At 61.6% G+C, this 19,636-nt stretch carries 16 protein-coding genes; 11 read left to right on the forward strand and 5 right to left on the reverse strand.

Going from position 1 to position 19,636, the window contains the following annotated elements; all coding sequences use genetic code 11:
* Nucleotides 1–255 precede the first annotated feature (255 nt).
* The 7 genes from HX873_RS20040 to HX873_RS20070 all read left to right on the forward strand — a co-directional run bounded on the left by HX873_RS20040 (nt 256) and on the right by HX873_RS20070 (nt 8,583).
* Complete coding sequence (locus tag HX873_RS20040) at nt 256–1,158, forward strand: AraC family transcriptional regulator (protein WP_003218429.1); 903 nt, start codon at nt 256–258, stop codon at nt 1,156–1,158.
* A 133-nt stretch (nt 1,159–1,291) separates the two neighbouring features.
* A complete protein-coding gene (locus tag HX873_RS20045) occupies nt 1,292–3,520 on the forward strand; it encodes a TonB-dependent siderophore receptor (RefSeq protein ID WP_003218431.1) in 2,229 nt (742 codons plus the stop codon).
* A gap of 5 nt (nt 3,521–3,525) precedes the next feature.
* Nucleotides 3,526–4,377, forward strand: a complete 852-nt coding sequence (locus HX873_RS20050; protein ID WP_003218433.1) for a PepSY domain-containing protein — start codon at nt 3,526–3,528, stop codon at nt 4,375–4,377.
* Nucleotides 4,374–5,489 (forward strand): ABC transporter substrate-binding protein, encoded by a 1,116-nt coding sequence (locus HX873_RS20055; RefSeq protein WP_003218435.1) that lies wholly within the window; start codon nt 4,374–4,376, stop codon nt 5,487–5,489. Before HX873_RS20050 ends, HX873_RS20055 begins: the two co-directional genes overlap by 4 nt.
* Entirely contained in the window at nt 5,486–6,553 is a 1,068-nt protein-coding gene (locus HX873_RS20060) for an iron ABC transporter permease (RefSeq protein WP_023658859.1), read from the forward strand. Before HX873_RS20055 ends, HX873_RS20060 begins: the two co-directional genes overlap by 4 nt.
* Before the next feature lie 26 nt (nt 6,554–6,579).
* A complete protein-coding gene (locus HX873_RS20065) occupies nt 6,580–7,359 on the forward strand; it encodes an ABC transporter ATP-binding protein (RefSeq protein ID WP_003218440.1) in 780 nt (259 codons plus the stop codon).
* 3 nt (nt 7,360–7,362) lie between these two features.
* Entirely contained in the window at nt 7,363–8,583 is a 1,221-nt protein-coding gene (locus HX873_RS20070; RefSeq protein ID WP_003218442.1) for an MFS transporter, read from the forward strand.
* A gap of 568 nt (nt 8,584–9,151) precedes the next feature.
* Here the strand turns inward: HX873_RS20070 and pssA are convergent.
* Nucleotides 9,152–10,495 carry a CDP-diacylglycerol--serine O-phosphatidyltransferase gene (gene pssA, locus HX873_RS20075; protein ID WP_003218446.1) on the reverse strand — a complete coding sequence of 448 codons (1,344 nt, stop codon included), beginning with the start codon at nt 10,493–10,495 and terminating at the stop codon, nt 9,152–9,154.
* Between the two features lie 125 nt (nt 10,496–10,620).
* On the opposite strand from pssA, the gene HX873_RS20080 reads away from it, so the two are divergent.
* Together HX873_RS20080 and HX873_RS20085 are read left to right on the forward strand one after the other, a co-directional pair.
* On the forward strand, nt 10,621–11,172 hold the full coding sequence (locus HX873_RS20080) for a TetR/AcrR family transcriptional regulator (protein ID WP_134326690.1): 552 nt from the start codon (nt 10,621–10,623) through the stop codon (nt 11,170–11,172).
* A 32-nt stretch (nt 11,173–11,204) separates the two neighbouring features.
* Nucleotides 11,205–11,684, forward strand: coding sequence for a nuclear transport factor 2 family protein (locus tag HX873_RS20085; RefSeq protein ID WP_003218450.1), 480 nt, complete (start codon nt 11,205–11,207; stop codon nt 11,682–11,684).
* A gap of 126 nt (nt 11,685–11,810) precedes the next feature.
* On the opposite strand, the gene HX873_RS20090 is transcribed toward HX873_RS20085, so the two are convergent.
* A complete protein-coding gene (locus tag HX873_RS20090) occupies nt 11,811–12,971 on the reverse strand; it encodes a PQQ-dependent sugar dehydrogenase (protein ID WP_003218452.1) in 1,161 nt (386 codons plus the stop codon).
* 30 nt (nt 12,972–13,001) lie between these two features.
* On the reverse strand, nt 13,002–13,322 hold the full coding sequence (locus tag HX873_RS20095) for a hypothetical protein (protein WP_008436188.1): 321 nt from the start codon (nt 13,320–13,322) through the stop codon (nt 13,002–13,004).
* Nucleotides 13,323–13,518: 196 nt separating this feature from the next.
* On the opposite strand from HX873_RS20095, the gene HX873_RS20100 reads away from it, so the two are divergent.
* Nucleotides 13,519–14,367: a Ku protein gene (locus tag HX873_RS20100; protein ID WP_177123093.1), complete on the forward strand. Its 849-nt coding sequence runs from the start codon at nt 13,519–13,521 to the stop codon at nt 14,365–14,367.
* Nucleotides 14,368–14,378: 11 nt separating this feature from the next.
* Nucleotides 14,379–16,877 carry a DNA ligase D gene (gene ligD / locus HX873_RS20105; protein WP_008436179.1) on the forward strand — a complete coding sequence of 833 codons (2,499 nt, stop codon included), beginning with the start codon at nt 14,379–14,381 and terminating at the stop codon, nt 16,875–16,877.
* Between the two features lie 18 nt (nt 16,878–16,895).
* On the opposite strand, the gene lpxO is transcribed toward ligD, so the two are convergent.
* Both lpxO and HX873_RS20115 read right to left on the reverse strand, forming a co-directional pair.
* Nucleotides 16,896–17,795 carry a lipid A hydroxylase LpxO gene (gene lpxO, locus HX873_RS20110; RefSeq protein WP_008436177.1) on the reverse strand — a complete coding sequence of 300 codons (900 nt, stop codon included), beginning with the start codon at nt 17,793–17,795 and terminating at the stop codon, nt 16,896–16,898.
* Between the two features lie 262 nt (nt 17,796–18,057).
* Entirely contained in the window at nt 18,058–19,398 is a 1,341-nt protein-coding gene (locus HX873_RS20115; protein WP_177042251.1) for an LPS O-antigen chain length determinant protein WzzB, read from the reverse strand.
* Nucleotides 19,399–19,636: the final 238 nt, after the last annotated feature.

Here is a 19,636-nt window from a genome sequence, read left to right on the forward strand (position 1 = left end):
AGCGGTTCATCCATGAGTCGCCAAGGGCTGCGGAAATGAGAGTGATTATTAATAGGCAAAAGCCGCAGCACGGCAACCGGCAGGACATTCGTTTGCGCGGCTTTTTCTTTTGATTGCGCTACAGCGTGAGTTTCTGCGGCCTGCAGCGATGAGGCGTGGTCCGGGCTTTCGGCTAAAGGATAATCATTCTTAATTACAGGTAAGAAATTTCCTGCTAGCGTATGCCCCTCTTTTCCGGTTCACAGGGAGTCCGCCATGCTCAGCCCACACGCTGCGCCGCTACCGACCCAAAGGGATTTCACCCTCAATTTTCCCAACACTTTGAACACGGGTGCCGCCACCGTCGTGCCGGAAATCACCCTGTCCGCCGGGACTGTGTTGATGGACAGCCAGATGTGGATGCAAGAGCCGCTGTGGCAAGGTTTGAAGATCATCCTGGTGCTCAGCGGCCAGCTCAATTGCCGGGTCGAAGGCCAGCAGGAAGTGGAGATTCGCGGGCCGACCCTGTGCGCCGTGGCCAACCAGGGTGAACATTGTGGCGATCACCTGTTCGCCAGTGGTGTGCCGGTGCGCTACACCACCGTGCAGCTGGATTTCCCGTCGATCCGCAGCGTCGGCCTTGAGCCTGAGCGCCTGCTGGATAAACGCGGCGGCGGGCCGATGATGTTCTGCCAGCCCGCGAGCAAACCGTTGCTCGCCCTTGCCCAACAGATTTTCACCTGCCCGTTGCAGGGCCCTGCCCGCTCCTTCTATCTGGGCGGCAAGGCCCTGGAGCTGACAGCGCTGGGGGTGGAGGGAATTCTCGCGCAAACCGAGTCGCGCCCGGTGCAGGACGCCCATTGCAACTCAGCGGACATCGAACGCATTCATGCCGCCCGCGACCTGTTGCTCGGTTCGTTGCAGGCTTCGCCGTCATTGGCCGAGCTGTCTCGCGCAGTCGGCCTCAACCCGCGCAAATTGACCGCGGGCTTTCGTCAGGTATTCGGCACCAGTGTCTATGTGTACTTGCAGGAACAGCGCCTGGCCGAAGCCTATCGCCTGCTCGCCAGCGGTGAGACCAATGTGTCCAGCGCCGCGTACCGCGTGGGTTACAGCCCGGCGCATTTCTCCACGGCGTTTCGCAAGCGTTTCGGGGTTTCGCCCAAGGCGTTGCGCTGACGGGTTGTGAAAGTTCCGCCCTGCCCCGCAAACGAAAGAAATGATCGCTCGACCCAAAGCAATAGCCCTGCGTCACAACGCCTGGATGAGATACGTTTGCATTCGCATTGAACACCTCATCATGGAGTGAAGCATGGGCACCCGCGTTCTGTACCGAGACACCCCAGGTTTGCCAATCGATACCGCAGTCCCGCACTTGAAAACCAGTCGCAAGCCCTTGGCAACCCTGATCCATGGCGTTGCCCTGGGCCTGTCGCTGACCCAGATGAACCTTGTGCAGGCCGCCGAGGCGGACACCGATCACGCCCTGGTGCTCGACAGCAGCGTGGTCACCGGGACCCAAGCCGACAGCCCCACCGGACAACAGGCCGGCTACGTGGCCAAGCGTAGCCTCAGCGGGACCAAGACCGACACCGCGCTCAATGAAATCCCCCAGTCGATCTCCGTAGTGACCCGCGACCAGATGGACGCGCAGCAAGTGCAATCGGTGAGCGAAGCGTTGCGCTACACGGCCGGCGTGCAGGCCAACACTACCGCCGCCAGCCAGCGCTTCGACAACCTCTCGATTCGCGGCTTCGACGTGACCAGCACCGGCATGTTGCGCGACGGCTTACGTGGCACCACCACCCAGGCCTGGCCAAAAGCCGAAGCCTATGGCCTGGAACGCATCGACGTGCTCAAGGGTCCGGCCTCGGTGTTGTTCGGCCAGAACGCACCGGGCGGTGTGGTCAACCAGATCAGCAAGCGGCCACTGGACCAGTCGTTCCATGAAGTGCAGCTCCAGGGCGGCAGTTTCGACCGCGCCCAGGGCCAGTTCGACTTCAGCGGGCCACTGGATGACCAGAGGCAATTCCTCTATCGGCTGGTGGGCCTGGAGCGCAGCAGCGGCACCCAGTTCGATCACATCAAGGACGACAAAACCTTCATCGCGCCGTCGTTTACCTGGCGGCCGAACGACGACACCAGCCTGACCGTACTGGCCGATTACTCGGAGGATGAATTCGGCGCGCCCCGGGTGTTCCTGCCGACGGTGGGCACGCTCAAGCCGAACCCGAATGGCAAGGTCAAACACAACGTCTTTCTCGACGAACCCGGCCTGGACAACGGCCGCACGCAATACTCGCTGGGCTACCTGTTGGAGCACCGGATCAACGATGTGTGGAGCCTGAATTCCAGCGCACGTTATGGCCACGTCAACCTGCTGACCAACACCGCCAGCGGCATGTCCCTGGCGCCGGACCTGCGCACCTTGAACCGGTCGGCCTACCGCTTCCGCATCGTCGGCGACGTGTACTCCCTGGACAACAATGCCCAGGCCCGCTGGAACCTTGGCGAGGTGCAGATGGTGTCGCTGCTGGGGGTCGATTACCGGCGCACCCGTGAAGACTATTACCTCAACGGCGGCGCGGCATCGTCGATCGACATCTACAACCCGGTGCACGGGGGTGTGTTCGCGCCGAACACCCCGTTCGCCAGCACCTTGCAGCGCGCCGACCAGACCGGGCTCTACGCCCAGCAGCAGATGACGTTCAACGACCGTTGGGTACTGACCGTCGGCGGTCGCCAGGATCATTCGAGTGCGCGCACCGACAACCGCCTGACCGACACCGGGCAGAAGCAGGACGACAACAAGTTCACCTACCGTGCAGGCCTCGTTTACCTGGCCGACAACGGCCTGTCGCCGTACATCAGCTACGCCACCTCGTTCGACCCGGTGCTCGGCACTGATTTCTACGGCACCAGCTTCAAACCGAGCACCGCCAAGCAGTCGGAAGTCGGTATCAAGTACCAGCCGCCCGGGATCGACAGCTACATCACCCTGTCGCTGTTCGACCTGACCCAGCAGAACGTCAAGACCACCGACCCGAGCAACCCGCTGAACAGCGTGCAGACCGGTGAGGTCAACGTGCGCGGCGTGGAGCTGGAAGGCAAGGCCAGCCTCGCCAAGGGCCTGGACCTGCTGGCAACCCTGACCTACAACGACGCCGAAGTCAGCAAGAGCAACAACCCGCTGGAAAAAGGCAACCGCCCCACCGACACCCCGGAAAAAATGGCGTCGTTGTGGGCTGACTACACCCTGCCCTTTGGCCCGCTCACCGGGCTCGGATTTGGCGTCGGCGTACGCTATATCGGTTCCACCGAGGCCGATGCTGCCAACACTGTGAGCGTGCCCTCCTACACCTTGCTCGACGCGGCGGTGCACTACGATTTCGACAAGCTGATCCCGGCGGCCAAGGGCCTGCGCCTGGCGGTGAATGCCACCAACCTGACCGACAAGCACTATTACGAAGGCTGCTCCCTCTCCAGCTGCAGTGCCGGGTATGACCGCAGTGTCATCGCCAGCCTGCGCTATCGCTGGTAACTGCCATGCGTGGGTGGTGGCTTCGTGTGCATCGATGGCTGGCGCTGAGCGTCGGCCTGCTGCTGGCGCTGATTGGCTTGAGCGGTGCGCTGCTGGAACTCAAGGGGCCGATCCTGCGCTGGGAGGTCGGCAGCCAGGCCTTGGACCTGGCTCCGGTTGAACACGGCGCACTGCTGGATGACGCGCAGTGGATCAGCGCGGCACTGGGTGCCTACCCGCAATTTCAGAAAGTCTTTGGCGCCGCAAAACCGCGCCAGGGTTTCCTGGAATCGGACAACGCGATCGTCTTCGGAGCCCTGGAGGATCGGCCCGGCATCGGCATTGCGATGATCGATCCCTACAGTGCCGAGCCACGGGCATTTTTTGTGTTCGATGACCTGTGGCTGGCGAAGCTGGTGGCGCTGCACCGGGCACTGCTGTTGCCGCCGCCCATTGGCGCCGTCGCCCTGTTTGCCTGTGGCCTGGTGCTGCTGGGCTCGGTGGGCAGCGGCCTGTACCTGTGGTGGCCGGGGCGGCGCAGCTGGTGGAAAGCCGCCAGCTTGCGCCCGGGCAGCCAGGGCCTGCGCCGCCTGCGGGAATGGCACAACGTCGCAGCCGCCTGGCTGTGCCTGCCGTTGGCGGTGATTGCCGGCAGCGGCGCCTGGCTGGCCCGGCCCGACTGGTTCTTCGCCAACCCCGCCGCGATCAAACCGCTGTTCTCCGCCGCCCACGGCCACCTGTTGCTCGGGTTGCCCGGCGCGGCCCTGGCCTTTCTTTGCGGCCTGGCATTGCCGCTGCTCTATCTCACCGGGCTGTTGTTGTGGTGGCGCAAACGCGTCCGCCACGTGCGCCCAACTGTTCAAGGAAATTGTTCATGAAACACCCTCTGTTGTTGCAACGCGGCCTGCTGCTCGGTCTTGGCCTGTTAATGAGCGGCCTGGCCTGCGCCCACACCGTCACCGACCTGGCGGGGCGCAAGGTCGACGTACCGGACAAGGTCTCGCATATCCTGCTGGGTGAAGGCCGGATGATCTACTCGCTGTCGCTCCTTGAAGGCAAGAACCCGTTTACCCGCATCGCCGGCTGGCAAGGGGATTTTCGCGGCCTGGACGTGCAGGGTTACGCCGCGTTCCAGAAGCACTTTCCCGAAGCCGACAACGTACCGTTGGTAGGCGGCACCTCCGCCGAAACCTTCAGTGTGGAAAAGGCCCTGGCGGTACACCCGGACCTGGCGATCATGGCCTTGAGCGGCGGCCATGGCCCGAGCCCCGACAGCGAGGCGGTCAAGCAGCTGGAAGCGGCCGGCGTGGCGGTGATTTTCGTCGACTTCAGCGACCATCCGCTGAGCAACACGGTGCCGAGCATGCGCCTGCTGGGCAAGGCTCTGGACCGTAATCAACAAGCCGAGGACTACATCGCGTTTTACCAGGCCTCGCTGGCCAAGGTCACCGATACCCTGGCCAAGGCCGGGACGGTAAAACGGCCGAAGATCTTCATCGACATGCTCGCCGGCCTGCAGGATTGCTGTGGTTCGCCGGGCACCGGCAACTTCGGGGAAATGATCAAGCTCGCGGGTGGCCGGAACATCGCCGACGGGCGCATTCCCGGCCCGATCGGCACATTGAACGTCGAATACATTCTGTCCAGCGATCCGGATGTGTACGTCGCCACCGGCGTATTCGGCCACGGCCAGGGCGGTGTGACCCTCGGCTATTCGGCCACACCGCAGCAGGCCAACGACAGCCTCAAGCAAGTGTCCCAGCGCGCGCCGCTGAATGAACTGCGGGCGGTACGTGAAGGCAACGTGCATGGCCTCTGGCATATTTTCTATGACTCGCCGGAACACTTGATCGCAGTGCAGGCCCTGGCCAAGTGGCTGCATCCTGAGTTGTTCGCCGACCTGGATCCGGAACAGACCCGAGCCGAATTGTACCGGCGCTTTATGCCAATTCCGGCCAGCGGCGTATTCACCACGAGCCTTGTGCCGTGACGCAGGTGCAAGCCTGTGCGAGCGCCGATGGCGCAGGTGAGCGCTATCGCCACCGCCATGGACGACGGGTATTGCTGTTGTCGGCGCTGGCGTTGGCATTGGTGGTTTCCCTGGCGGTGGACATCACCACCGGGCCTTCCGGCATGAGCCTGACGCGCCTGTTGCAAGTGCTGTGGGACCCGGCTTCGATGCCGCGGGTGGAGGCGGTGATCGTATGGAATGTGCGCCTGCCTTACGCGTTGATGGCGGTACTGGTGGGCGCGGCACTGGCCCTGGCCGGCGCCGAAATGCAGACGGTGCTGGATAACCCGCTGGCCAGCCCGTTCACCCTCGGCGTTTCCGCCGCCGCCGCCTTCGGTGCAGCCCTGGCCATTGTGCTCGGGATGGGCATTCCTGGCGTGCCGGCGCAGTACCTGATTTCGGCCAACGCCTTTCTGTTCGCACTGGCATCGGTGGCATTGCTGTATCTGTTGGCACGCTGGCGTGGGTTTGGTGTGGAGAGCCTGGTGCTGTTCGGGATTGCCCTGGTGTTTGCGTTCAATGCGCTGGTGGCACTGCTGCAGTTTGTGGCGAGCCAGGACAGCCTTCAGCAACTGGTGTTCTGGACCCTGGGCAGCCTGGCCCGGGCGTCCTGGGAAAAGCTCGCGATCCTCGCTGCGGCGTTGCTGCTGTGCCTGCCGTTTTCCCTGCGTCAGAGTTGGGCGTTGACTGCCCTGACCCTGGGCGAGGAACGCGCCCGCAGTTTCGGGATTGATGTCGGCCGCCTGCGGGTGCTGTCGTTGCTGCGCATCAGCCTGCTGTCGGCGCTGGCGGTTTCGTTTGTCGGCACTATCGGTTTTATCGGGCTGATTGCTCCGCATATCGCGCGGCTGTTGGTGGGTGAAGATCACCGCTTGTTCCTGCCAGCGAGCGTGCTCAGCGGTGGCTTGATCCTGTCGATGGCGTCGATTGCCAGCAAGGCATTGATGCCCGGCGTGTTGATTCCGGTGGGGATTGTCACCGCACTGGTGGGAATTCCGTTTTTCATGGCGATTGTGATGCGTAACCGCCGAGGTGCTCTGTGACCGGATTAAGCACACAAGCATTGAGCATGCACTACGGCAGTCGCAGCGTGCTGCAGGACATTCATCTGCCGGCGTTGCTGCCCGGCACCATCACCGCGCTGATCGGCCCCAACGCTGCCGGCAAGTCGACCTTGTTGCGTGGCATCGCCGGACTGCACAAGGCGCACGGCCAGATCTGGCTGGAGGGTGTCGATCTCAATCGCCTGCCGCAAGTCGAGCGCGCGCAACAAGTGGTGTACCTGCCTCAGAGCCTGCCGGAGCGTACGCGCCTGTGCGCCTTCGAAGCGGTACTGAGTGCGGCCATGGCCGGCCATCGCGGCGCGGGTTTTGCGCCTGGGCGGCCGAGCCCGACGGTGCTCAAGGGCGTGGAAAAAATCCTCGCCGACCTCGACCTGACCGCCCTCGCCGACCGCCCGATCGATGCACTTTCCGGTGGCCAGCGCCAACTGGTGGGCCTGGCCCAGGCCCTGGTGCGCCAGCCTCGGGTGTTGCTGCTGGACGAACCCACCAGCGCCCTGGACCTGTATCACCAGTGCCAGGTGGTGGAAGCCATCACCCAGGCCACCCGCGAACGCAACCTGATCACCCTGGTGGTGGTGCACGACATCAACCTCGCCCTGGGCTTCAGTGATCAGGTGGTGGTGTTGCACAACGGTCAGTTGGCCGCTGCCGGGCCACCGCAAGTGGTGATCAATCAGGCGTTGCTGAAAAACGTCTATGGTGTGAGTGGCCGCCTGGAACAGGTGCATGGCCGCCCGCTGGTGATGGTGGATGCACGACTGCCCTTTTCTCCTGCCCTTGGATAACCGATGAACAGCTCCCAAGACGCTGCACTCGCGACTTTGCACACTGACCGCCCATTCAACCTGAGGCCGCTGCTGTTGGCCAACATGGCCTGCACCATGGCGATGATGGCATTTGTCTCGCTGATTGGCCCGATCGCTCGGGTGCTTGGCCTGGCCACCTGGCAGGCAGGTGCGGCGGTCACCGTGTCCGGGGTGATCTGGATGCTTCTGGCTCGTCCATGGGGCCAGGCCAGTGACCGACTGGGCCGGCGCCGTGTGCTGCTGCTGGGCACCGGTGGTTTCACCCTGGCCTACTGGGCGCTGTGCGTGTTTATCGATGCGTCCCTGCAACTGCTGCCATCGGCCATGTTGGCGTTTATCGGGCTGATTCTGGGTCGTGGCCTGATCGGCGTGTTCTACGCTGCGATACCGGTGGGCGGCTATGCGCTGGTGGCCGACAACATTGAGCCTGAGCACCGCGCCAAGGCCATGGCTTCCCTGGGCGCCGCCAACGCCTGCGGCCTGGTGCTGGGCCCGGCGATTGCTGCGCTGTTGGCGCGTCACAGCCTGAGCCTGCCGTTTTATGCGATGGCGGTGTTACCGCTGTTGGGATTCTTGTTGCTGCTGGCCAAATTGCCGCGCCAGGAGCTGCACCTCAAGCAGCCGCCCAAGCCGGTCAACCTCTCGGACCCACGCCTGCGTCGACCGTTGGTGGTGGCGTTTGTCGCGATGCTGTGTGTGTCGATCGCGCAGATAACCGTGGGTTTTTTCGCGTTGGATCGCTTGAAGATGAACCCGGCCGATGCGGCACAAACTGCCGGTATCGCCCTGACCATGGTCGGGCTGGCGTTGATCTGTTCGCAACTGGTAGTGCGCAAACTGGAGTGGCCGCCGCTGCGGATGATTCGCATCGGTGCGGTGGTGTCAGCCCTGGGATTTGCCGGCAGCATGTTCGCTGATACGGCCTGGATCCTGTGGCTGTGCTTTTTTGTGTCCGCGGCCGGCATGGGCTGGATCTTCCCGTCTTTCGCGGCGCTGGCGGCGAATGCGGTGGATGCGTCGGAGCAAGGCGCCACGGCAGGTTCGGTGGGTGCGGCCCAAGGCCTGGGCGTGGTGGTCGGGCCGTTGGCCGGGACCTTGATCTACGCGATCGAACCTCGCCTGCCCTACTTGGTGGCGGCGGCGCTGCTGCTATTGATCGCGTGCTGGCCGGCGGCACGGCAACCAGGTAACACCCCAGGTTGAGCTACCTGTTATTTCTGACAGTAGACGTCCATCCCTGAAAAGCCTCTGATAAAGCGCGTGGCCACAGCATTAGCTGAGGCCACCTACCTTTTCTGGAGACAAGCACCATGAGCGACGACCTGAATGACTTGACGACATTTACTGACAGAAATTGGAATGGCTGGCACCCGGACCGCCCAGACACCGCAAAGCTTGAGCCACGGACGCCTGGGAACGATCACGAGTCTACCTCACCAATGCATCCGATGCGGTTCATGAGATGGGTATCTCCAAGTCCTACTCATTCATAAAGGGCACTGAATACACAGTGATCTTTGAATACCGGACCCTATCGGAAACGGACATCATCGTGTTGGCGGGAGGCTTGGAGCAAGCATACGGGCCACATCCACCGTCTCCCGGCTGGACGCGCCTGACTGTCCCTCTTCCGTACGTGAAAGAGGACGGAGGCACTCACCCAATCTCAATCAGACTCTGGTCAAGAAGTGCAGGCAGCGAACCCCATCGCTACGACTTGGACAACATTCTTGTCAGGTCGATTCCGGATTAACCTGCAAGGTCACGGGCCCTACAAAATCCGATACAGCAAACGCTCGATCCGCACCCGGCTGACCCGGCGCAAGAACTTGCCGACGGCCGCCGGGTACTCCACCAGGGTTTCCAGCTGCTGGTAGCGTTCAATACGCGAGGTGTGCTGGAAAATCTCGGCAAGCTCGGTGCGCCGTGGCCCTACCCACTCACCCTTGGGATCATCGATCAGCAAGGCGTTTTCCAGGTCGAGGCGAAACGCTCGTGGGTTGATGTTGTTGCCGGTCAGCAAGGTGTAGCGCTGGTCGACCCACATGCCCTTGAGGTGGTAGGTGTTGTCGCCGTCGCGCCACAGGTGCAGGTTCAGCTGGCCGCTGTCGATCATGCGCTGGTGGCGCTTGGCGAAGCGACGCAGGCTTATTTCGTAGAGATACGGTAGCGCGGCGATGACCTTGAACGGCTCGCTCGGCGGGATGTAGAAGTCGTTGGCAGTCTTGTCGCCAACAATGATGTCAATCTTCACCCCGCGGGCCAGGGCGCGGTTGATTTCCCGGGTCACCGGCAGCGGCAGGTTGAAGTACGGCGTACAGATAGTCAGCTGGTGCTGGGCGCTGGCAATCAGCTCGCAGATCACCCGGCTCAGGGGGTTGTTCTTGCACACGCCCAGCAACGGACTGACCGTCAGGCTGCCGTTGGGCAACTGCCCCGCCGTGGTGTCATACACCGCGTGTTTCAGGCGGCTGCGCAGGTCGCCGATGTCGTTGCGCAGGCTGCGGGTGGTCGGCGGGTTGGGCAGGTCCAGGCGATGCACCGCCTTGGCGGCCACCAGGCCGTGCTCCACCAGGTGCTGCATCGAGTCGGCCAGCGCCTTGTTGTGGATCAGGTGATAACGGTCATAGCGGTACTTGTCGAACTTGTGCAGGTACACGTTATTCAGGCTGGCGCCGCTGTACAGCACGCTGTCATCGATCACGAAGCCCTTGAGGTGCAGCACGCCGAACAGTTCGCGGGTTTGCACCGGCACCCCATACACCGGCACTTCGGTGCTGTGGGACTCGGTCATGGCCTGGTACCAGGCGCTGTTGCCCGGCTGCTTGCCGGCGCCGATCAAACCACGCTGGGCCCGCAGCGAGTCGACCACCACCACGATATCCAGCCCGGGCCGGGCGGCCTTGGCAGCATGCAGCGCGTCGTAGATCTCTTGTCCCGCCTCATCCTGCTGCAGGTATAACGCCACGATGTAGATGCGCTGGGTGGCCTGGGAAATTTTCTCCAGCAGGCAACGGCGGTACTCGGCGGCGCCGGACAGCACCTCGATCGCGTCGGGCGTGAGGGGAAAACCGCGCAGCTTGGGCAACAGGGAGCGTTTGAATAACGACGGCATAGGGCTCGCAATGGGTCGAATCCGAAGGACTCCAGAGCTTACACCATGGGCTGGCTCAGGTCTTCCCGCCCAGGGTTAAAAATAATTAATTGACCAAGGAGAACGATCGTTCTACTGTAATCTCCATGAACGATATCACTCGCGACATTATCCTCGACGTCACCGAAAAGTTGATCTACCGAAATGGCATCGCTGCCACCGGCATGGATCTTCTGGTGAAAACCGCCGGCGTCTCCAGAAAGAGCGTCTACCGCTACTTCGCCAACAAGGACGAACTGGTGATTGCCGCCCTGCAACGCCGCGACGAGCGCTGGATGCAGTGGCTGCGCAACGAAGTTGAACACCACTCCACCACGGGCGAGCGCCTGCTGGGTGTGTTCAGCGCGTTGAAAACCTGGTTCGGCTCCGATGACTTTCGCGGCTGCGCCTTCATCAACACCAGCGGCGAGACCGGCGACCCGCACAACCCGGTGCGCCAACTGGCCAAGGCCCACAAACAGAAACTGTTCGAGTACGCCCTCGAACTGTGTCAAGCACATGGCACCCCCGACCCGGAACGCCAGGCCGCGCACCTGCTGATCCTGATTGATGGCGCCATTACCGTTGCCCTGGTGATGGGCGACACCACCGCTGCCGATAATGCGCAATCCATGGCGCGAACCCTATTGCAACTTTGACCTGACTTTTAAACCTGTTAAGGAGCCGTCCCATGTCATCCAACGCAGAAATACGCCCGCCGTTGCCGCCGTTTACCCGTGAGTCGGCGATTGAAAAAGTTCGCCTGGCCGAAGACGGCTGGAACTCCCGGGACCCGCAACGGGTGTCCCTGGCCTATACCCTGGATACCCAATGGCGCAACCGCGCCGAGTTCGCCCACAACCGCGAAGAGGCCAAGTCCTTCCTGACCCGCAAATGGGCCAAAGAGCTGGATTATCGGTTGATCAAGGAGTTGTGGGCGTTTACCGGCAACCGCATTGCGGTGCGCTATGCCTATGAATGGCATGACGACTCCGGCAACTGGTTCCGCTCCTACGGCAACGAGAACTGGGAGTTTGACGAGAACGGCTTGATGGCGAACCGGTTTGCCTGCATCAACGACATGCCGATCAAGGAAAGCGAGCGCAAGTTCCACTGGCCGCTGGGGCGGCGTCCGGATGAGCATCCGGGGTTGTCGGAGCTTGGGTTGTAGGCTCGACGCTACACAACTGTGGGAGCGGGCTTGCTCGCGAAGGCAATGGCTCAGCCAACATCTCCAGCGACTGACCCACCGCTTTCGCGAGCAAGCCCGCTCCCACATTGGTATTTGCCGTATCCGTCAGTCCTGGTTCAAACCCACCCGATACAACACGCCGTTATCTTCATCCGTGAGCACGTACAGGTAACCATCCGGGCCCTGGCGCACATCGCGGATCCGCGCTTTCAGGCCGCCCAGCAGTCGCTCTTCGTGGATGACCTTGTCACCGTCGAACTGCAAGCGAATCAACTCCTGGCTGACCAATGCCCCGATAAACACGTTGTGCTGCCAGGCCTTGAACCGGTCAGCGTCGTAGAACGCCATGCCGCTCACACCCGGGGATTTTTCCCAGACGTGGTGCGGTGCAACGGTGCCTTCGACTGTCTTGCCCTTGGCCTCGGGAATCGGCGTCAGGGAATAGTTGATGCCATGGGTTGCCAGGGGCCAGCCGTAGTTTTTGCCCCGCTCGATGATGTTGATTTCATCCCCGCCGCGCGGGCCATGTTCGTTTTCCCAGAGTGTGCCGCTCCACGGGTTGAGTGCCGCACCCTGGGGGTTACGCTGGCCGTAGGACCAGATTTCCGGCCTCACGCCTTCCTGGCCGACGAAGGGGTTGTCTTCAGGTATACGACCGTCCGGGAAGATCCGCACCACTTTGCCTTGCAGCTTGTCGAGGTCCTGGGCGGTGGGGCGGTCGTTGTTTTCCCCGAGGGTCACGAACAGGTAACCATCGCGGTCAAACACCAGCCGCGAGCCGAAGTGGTTGCCCGTGGACAGCTTGGGCTCCTGACGCAGGATCACCTTGAAGTCTTGCAGGCCGCTCAGGTCATCGCTCAAGCGCCCACGCCCGACTGCGGTGCCTGCAGTGCCATTCGTGCCGCCGCCCTCGGCGTAGGACAGGTACACCAGGCGGTCCTCCTTGAAGTCCGGCGACAGCACCACGTCCAGCAGGCCGCCCTGCCCTTTGGCAAACACCTTCGGCACGCCACTCAGGGGCGCGGACAGTTTGCCGTCCGGGCTGACAAACCGCAGGTTGCCGGGACGTTCGGTGACCAGGAAGCCTTGCTTGTCCGGCAGGAACGCCACCGCCCACGGGTGATCGAGGCCCTTGGCAATCGGGGTGACGGTGATACTCCCTTGCTCGCTGGGAAACTGTTGGGTGGCGGCCGCCGAGACAGGCAGCGCCAGGGGCAGCAAGGCAGCGGCGCAGAAGGTCGCTAGAAGGGTTTTGCGTAACAGCATACGGTGGGTTTCCTTGTCGTCTTTACACACTCAATCGCCGCGATTGCCATTGGCGTCACGGGTGGGAGCCTTGGGCTGGATAGCCGGCGGGGTCTGCGCGCCGTCACGGCGCTGGACGCTGTTGCCGATACCGCCGTTTTGCAGGGTCGGCGGCCTCTGTGCCGGCGGAATATAGGTGCCTCGCGCTGCCGGCGCGTTGGGCTGGGTGCCCTGCATGCTGTTGGGATTGGCCTGGTGGATGGGGCCGTTGTAGGGGTTGTTGCTGGTGCCGGGCAGGTTTTGCGCCTGTGCCAACGAACTCAAGGCCAGGCCCAACGCCAATACGGCAAGGTTGCGCAAACGGGTGTTCATGACAAAGCCTCTCTGGGCGCAAGTAATACGTGCTTTCGATAACACGCTACGCCTTGGGTTCGGCTTTGGTAACTAAATAGTTTCTCATCAGGTGTAACACGATCTGTCTGAAACCCTGGTGCCAGCCGGCTGGCCAGGGAAACTTTTGCCGAATCCGCCCTGTCACCTGAAGACCACACACTTCAGGAATACCGACATGCCACGGGCTATCTGGAAAGGCGCAATCAGTTTTGGCTTGGTGCACATCCCCGTGTCACTGGTCTCGGCCACGTCCTCCCAGGGCGTCGACTTCGACTGGCTGGACAAACGCAGCATGGACCCGGTGGGTTACAAGCGCATCAACAAGACCACCGGCAAGGAAGTCACCAAGGAGAACATCGTCAAGGGCGTGGCCTACGAGAAAGGTCGCTACGTGATCCTCAGCGAAGACGAAATCCGCTCGGCCCACCCCAAGTCCACCCAGACCATCGAAATCATCGCGTTTGTGGCCAGCGACCAGATCCCGTTGCAGAACATCGACACGCCCTACTTCCTGGCCCCCGACAAGCGCGGCGGCAAGGTGTATGCCCTGCTGCGCGAAACCCTGAAGAAAACCCGCAAGGTCGCCCTGGCCAACGTGGTGCTGCACACCAAGCAGCACCTGGCGGCACTGATGCCGCTGGAGTCGGCGCTGGTGCTGGTGATGCTGCGCTGGCCTGCCGAAGTGCGTGGCCTGGGCGAGTTGGAATTGGGCAGCGACGTGACCAAACCGACATTGGCCAAGGGCGAACTCGACATGGCCAAGCGTCTGGTGGAAGACATGAGTGCCGACTGGCAGCCGGACGAATACCGCGACAGCTTCCAGGAAAAGATCATGGCGCTGGTGGCGAAGAAGGCCAAGGCCGGCAAGATCGAAGACGTGGAATCCAGTGAAGGTGTGGATGAGCGCAAATCTGCGGACGTGATCGACCTGACGGAGTTGCTCAAGCGCAGCCTGGCCGGCAAGCCCGCGACCAAGGCTGCAGCCAAGAAACCTGCCGCGAAAAAGACCAGCAAGGCTTCATGAGGTAGACCGCCATGGCCAAGCCCCTGAGTGAATACAACGCCAAGCGCGACTTCGACGTGACCGCCGAACCCGCCGGCAGTGCGCCTCGCGCCAGGAACCGGGCGCATGCCCTGTCGTTCGTGATTCAAAAGCACGATGCGCGCAACCTGCATTATGACTTTCGCCTGGAGCTCGACGGCGTCCTCAAAAGCTGGGCGGTGCCCAAGGGCCCAAGCCTCGACCCGAGCCAGAAGCGCCTCGCGGTGCATGTGGAAGATCATCCATTGGGCTACGGCAGTTTCGAGGGCAGCATTCCGGCAGGCCAATACGGCGCTGGCGATGTGATCGTGTGGGATCGCGGTGTATGGCAGCCCCACGATGACCCGCACAAGGCCTACGCGGCCGGCAAGCTGAAGTTCAGCCTGATCGGCGAAAAACTGGCAGGCGACTGGACGCTGGTGCGCACCCGACTCAAGGGCAGCGGCGACAAGGAGCAGTGGTTGTTGATCAAGGAGAACGATCAGCAGGCACGCCCGGTGGCTGACTACGATGTGGTCCAGGCTGAACCGAAAAGCGTGCTGAGCGACGCAACGGTGGGGGCTGCGAAAAAGCCCGCAGCGCCGAAGAAAGCCAGGCGCAAGCCCTCAACCGACCTGCCCGATCAACTCGCGCCACAGCTGGCGACACTGGTGGACCGTGCACCGGAAGGCGATTGGGTGTACGAGATCAAATTCGACGGCTATCGCATCCTCGCGCGGATTCGCGATGGCGAAGTTCGGCTGTTCACCCGCAATGGCCATGACTGGACCGATCGCCTGCCACGCCAGGCCAAGGCCCTGGAAGCCCTGAAGCTCAAGGACAGTTGGCTTGACGGTGAGGTGGTCAGCCTGAACGCCGACGGGCTGCCGGATTTCCAGGCGCTGCAAAACGCCTTTGATATCGGCCGCAGCCTGGACATTGTCTATTACCTGTTCGATGCGCCGTTCCTGGACGGCCGCGACCAGCGCGAAGCCGCTGTCGAAGAGCGCCGCACCGCACTGAAGGACGCGGTTAGCCGCAGCAAGAGCAAGCTGCTGCGCTTCTCCGAGTCCTTTGCTGCCAACCAGCGGGATATCTTCGAAAGTGCCTGCGACCTGGCGCTGGAGGGCGTGATCGGCAAACGTGCCGGCAGCCCCTACGTTTCCAGGCGCAGCCCGGACTGGATCAAGCTCAAGTGCCGGCTGCGCCAGGAATTTGTGATTGTAGGGTTCACCCGCCCGCAAGGTTCGCGCAGCGGGTTTGGCGCGCTGTTGCTGGCGGTCAATGATGACAGCGACCTGGTGTATGCCGGGCGCGTAGGTACCGGATTCGATCAGGCCGCGCTGAAAAAGATCAGTGCACAGTTGAAGGCGCTGGAACGCCAGACTTCACCGCTGGCCAAGCCCCTGACCAGTGCCCAGGCACGCGGCGTGCACTGGGTCGAGCCGCAGCTGGTGGGCGAAGTGCAATTTGCCGAATGGACCCGCGAAGGTGTGGTGCGCCAGGCGGCGTTTGTCGGGCTGCGCACCGACAAGCCGGCGGAGCAGATTGTGCATGAGCAGCCGCGGACGGCCAAATCGCTGAAGGAAAAACCCCGCAAAAAGACGGCGGGCACCGGCGCCGTGGCTGGGGTCAGGATTACCCATCCGGACCGAGTCATCGATGCCCAGAGCGCTACACAGAAACTGCAACTGGCACAGTTCTATGAGGGCATCAGCGAATGGCTCCTGCCCTTTCTGCGCAACCGGCCGGTGTCCTTGCTCAGGGCACCGGAAGGCATTGCCGGCGAACAGTTTTTCCAGAAGCACTCCGAGCGCCTGGCGATCCCGAATATCAAGCAACTGGACCAGGCCCTGGACCCGGGCCATGCGCGGCTGATGGAAATCGACAGCCCGGCCGCGCTCATCGGTGCCGTGCAGATGGGTACCGTCGAGTTGCATACCTGGGGCGCTACCGCTGACAAGATTGAAACCCCGGACCTGTTTGTGCTCGACCTCGACCCGGACCCGGCACTGCCGTGGAAAAGCATGCTTGAAGCGGCGCAACTGACCTTGTCGGTACTCGATGAACTGGGGCTTGAAGCGTTCGTCAAGACCAGCGGCGGCAAAGGCCTGCACCTGGTGGTGCCGCTGGCGCGCCGCGACGGCTGGGACTCGGTAAAGGCCTTCGCCAAGGCCATCGCCCAGTTCATGACGCTGCAGTTGCCTGAACGCTTTACCGCGACTTCGGGCCCGAAGAATCGCGTGGGCAAGATCTTCATCGACTACCTGCGCAACGCCCGGGGCGCCAGCACGGTAGCCGCCTACTCGGTGCGGGCGCGGCCCGGCCTGCCGGTATCGGTACCGGTGAGTCGTGATGAGTTGAAGAGTCTGCACAGCGCCCAACAATGGACGGTGGCTAACCTGCACGAGCGTTTGCAGGGTTTGAAGAAGGACCCGTGGGCGGGTTATGCCAATCGGCAGAAGATCAGCAAGAAGATGTGGGAGAAGCTGGGGGCGCATCCGCCAGGCTGATGCGCTCCGCTGCCCGGTTCAGATGAGGATGAAGATCGCGGCCAGGCCGGCAAAGATCGCCCACTTTTCCAGGTAGTAACGGGTGCGGTTGCGTTTCTTCAACTCCTTGCCCCGCAGACGAATCTTGTACAGGCGGGTAAATGCACGGTTCAGGCCGCCGGTCTTGTCACCGGCATCGTTGGGCGAACCGGCCGCAGCCATCACATTGCGGCTGAACCAACGGTTGAACGCGGCCGCCCAGCGGTACTTCATCGGGCGTTCGATATCGCAGAACAGAATGATCCGGTTCTGCTCGGTGGTGTTTTCGGCGTAATGGATGAAGGTCTCGTCAAACATCACCGGCTCACCATCGCGCCAGTAGTAGTTTTCACCGTCCACGTTGATGTAGCAGCCCGGAGAGTTGGGCGTGTCCAGGCCCAGGTGGTAACGGTAGGAACCGGCATACGGGTCACGATGGCGTACCAGCTTTGAGCCCGGTGGCAGCTCGGCAAACATCGCGGCCTTGATCGAGCCGATGCTTTGCACCAGCTCGGTGGTACGCGGGCACAGCTTCATCGCCGAAGGATGGCTGTCGCCGTACCACTTCAAATAGAAACGCTTCCAGCCCGACTTGAAGAACGAATTGAAACCCACGTCATTGTACTGGTCGGAGCGCTTGATCTCGCCTGCGCGCAGCAGGTTCTGGCCTTCCTCGCGGATCTCTTGCCAATGCTCCTGAAGCGGGCTCAGGTCGGGAAAGTCGCTGGGGGACAGGTACGGTCGGCTGGGCAGTTTGGAAAAGAGGTAGAGAAAGCAGTTCACCGGAGCCAGGAAGGTCGAGTGATCACTGAGCTGGCGCCCCAGCTTGTGGCGCACCCGGCCACGCAGGTGGACATACGCAATAGAGGCAACGTAGAGAGCAACAATGATGAGTTTCAAGGTATTCGTCACAAGTCAGAAGAGAACAGGCTGCTCCCGCGTGCCCACAACGGCCGAGGATTGAAGATGCAGCACCTGAAATCACAATTCACAAAACCGGCAACACGAACGGCTGGGTGACAATCCGGTCGTGGCCATTGGCAGCTATTTTAGCCACACTTTGTAACCAAAGGTTAATCAAGATTTGTGAAAAGGTGTCCAGTGAGTGTGCCAGGAAGAGCAGCAGCGGGCTTGCCGGGCGGCCTGCCCGCTGCTGAAGGCGTCAGACTTTCGGTTCGTCATCCTTGCGTGTACGCAGAGAAAGCCGATATTCATCCAACTCCGAGTAAGGTACGGCTTCGCGTCGTGCCAACAGATGGCGGCCCAGCGCAATCAGTACACCCACGGTCAACCCTGCCAGCAGGCTCAGTATCATAACCAGGGCTTTCTTGGGCTTGATCGGGCTCAGCGGCTCTTGGGCACGACGGTCAATGGTTACCAGCTTGAGGCCACTCATGTCGATATTCAGGCCTCGCAAACGCGCGACTTCCGCTCGTAACGGTTCAACATCCTGCAAGAAAATGTCTTCATTCCCGCGATTTTTTAGCACCTCCACTTCACGGTTGACCTCCAGCATCTGCAACTCTTTGCCAATCTGTGCAATGCGGCTGTTGGTAAAGTCGTCGCTGGTACGCGCCTGCAACGCGGCACGTTCCGCCTCAAGCGCCTCTGTACCGAGGAAGTACAGCGGGATTTTCTGGTTGTTGACCTCGGTGCGCATTACTTGATTCGAGCCGCTACGCGAAGCATCTGCCATGGACGAAGGAGTGGTCGGGGTCTTGATGCCCATCGACTTGGCGATGGAAATGGCCTCCGCCAGCTCTGCCAGCCGGTCCGTGCGCTCCATTTTCATCTGTAAGCGCAGGGCACCCAGTTCGTCCTCCAGCTTGGCCCGTTTGAGCCTGTCGGCTTCAAGCAGCTTGGCAATCTTCGATTCCTTGTCGGTTTCGTAATTGGAGCGCGCCGCGTCGATTTTGCCCTTGAGTTCGTTCAAGCGGTTATTGACGATCACTTTAAGGTCAGCACCGACCTGGGCACGTTCCGAATCAATTGCGTAGTCTACAAAGCCGTTGAGAATCGCTACCCCGTCGATGTCTGCCGGGTATTCCAGCTCAAGCTTGATATAGCTGCTCAGGGAGTCGGACTTCTTGGGATCGGGCAGGCTCAGGTTGATGGAGTTTCGATTGAATTCTTCAAAACTCTGCTCGAGGCTTTGCCCGGTTTTCTGGAACGCCTTGAACAGGTCCTCATGGGACTTGAAAAACCCCAGGCGCGCTTCGTATGAGTCCAGTTGCGCCCCCACTTTGTTCAGGGCGTCGGCCGGCGGCAACTTATAGACTTCGGAGCGGTTCAGAGCATCCAGCTCATTGATGGCAGCCGGGCGCAGCACACTGCTGACCTGATACTCCCGCGGGGCCAGAAAAGCGTAGCCCGCCCCCAGCACCCCTGCCAGAATCGTACACCCCAGCACCAACTTCTTTTGCCGCCAGATACCATGACACAGTTCAAACAGATCAATTTCGTCCGATGCCGCATGAGCGTGGAGCCGAGGAGTTTTATTCAAAACTGATGCACCTTAAAAAGTCGACAGTCAGCGGTCACACATATTCATCAAATACTGAATGGCCGCTTGAAAATCAGGGACAACGCCCTGTACACAAGACACGAACGGTCTACCGATGGTCATCGGACCACCTCGATCATGGAAAAATCCCACATCACCGTAGATTGTTTTCGTTCAGATTACGCAGGAGCCCCTACCCTGGTGCTGAGCGTAGACGAACTTGTAAAGAACCGTTTCC

The organism is Pseudomonas sp. P7758 (assembly GCF_013386485.1).
Lineage (GTDB): Bacteria > Pseudomonadota > Gammaproteobacteria > Pseudomonadales > Pseudomonadaceae > Aquipseudomonas.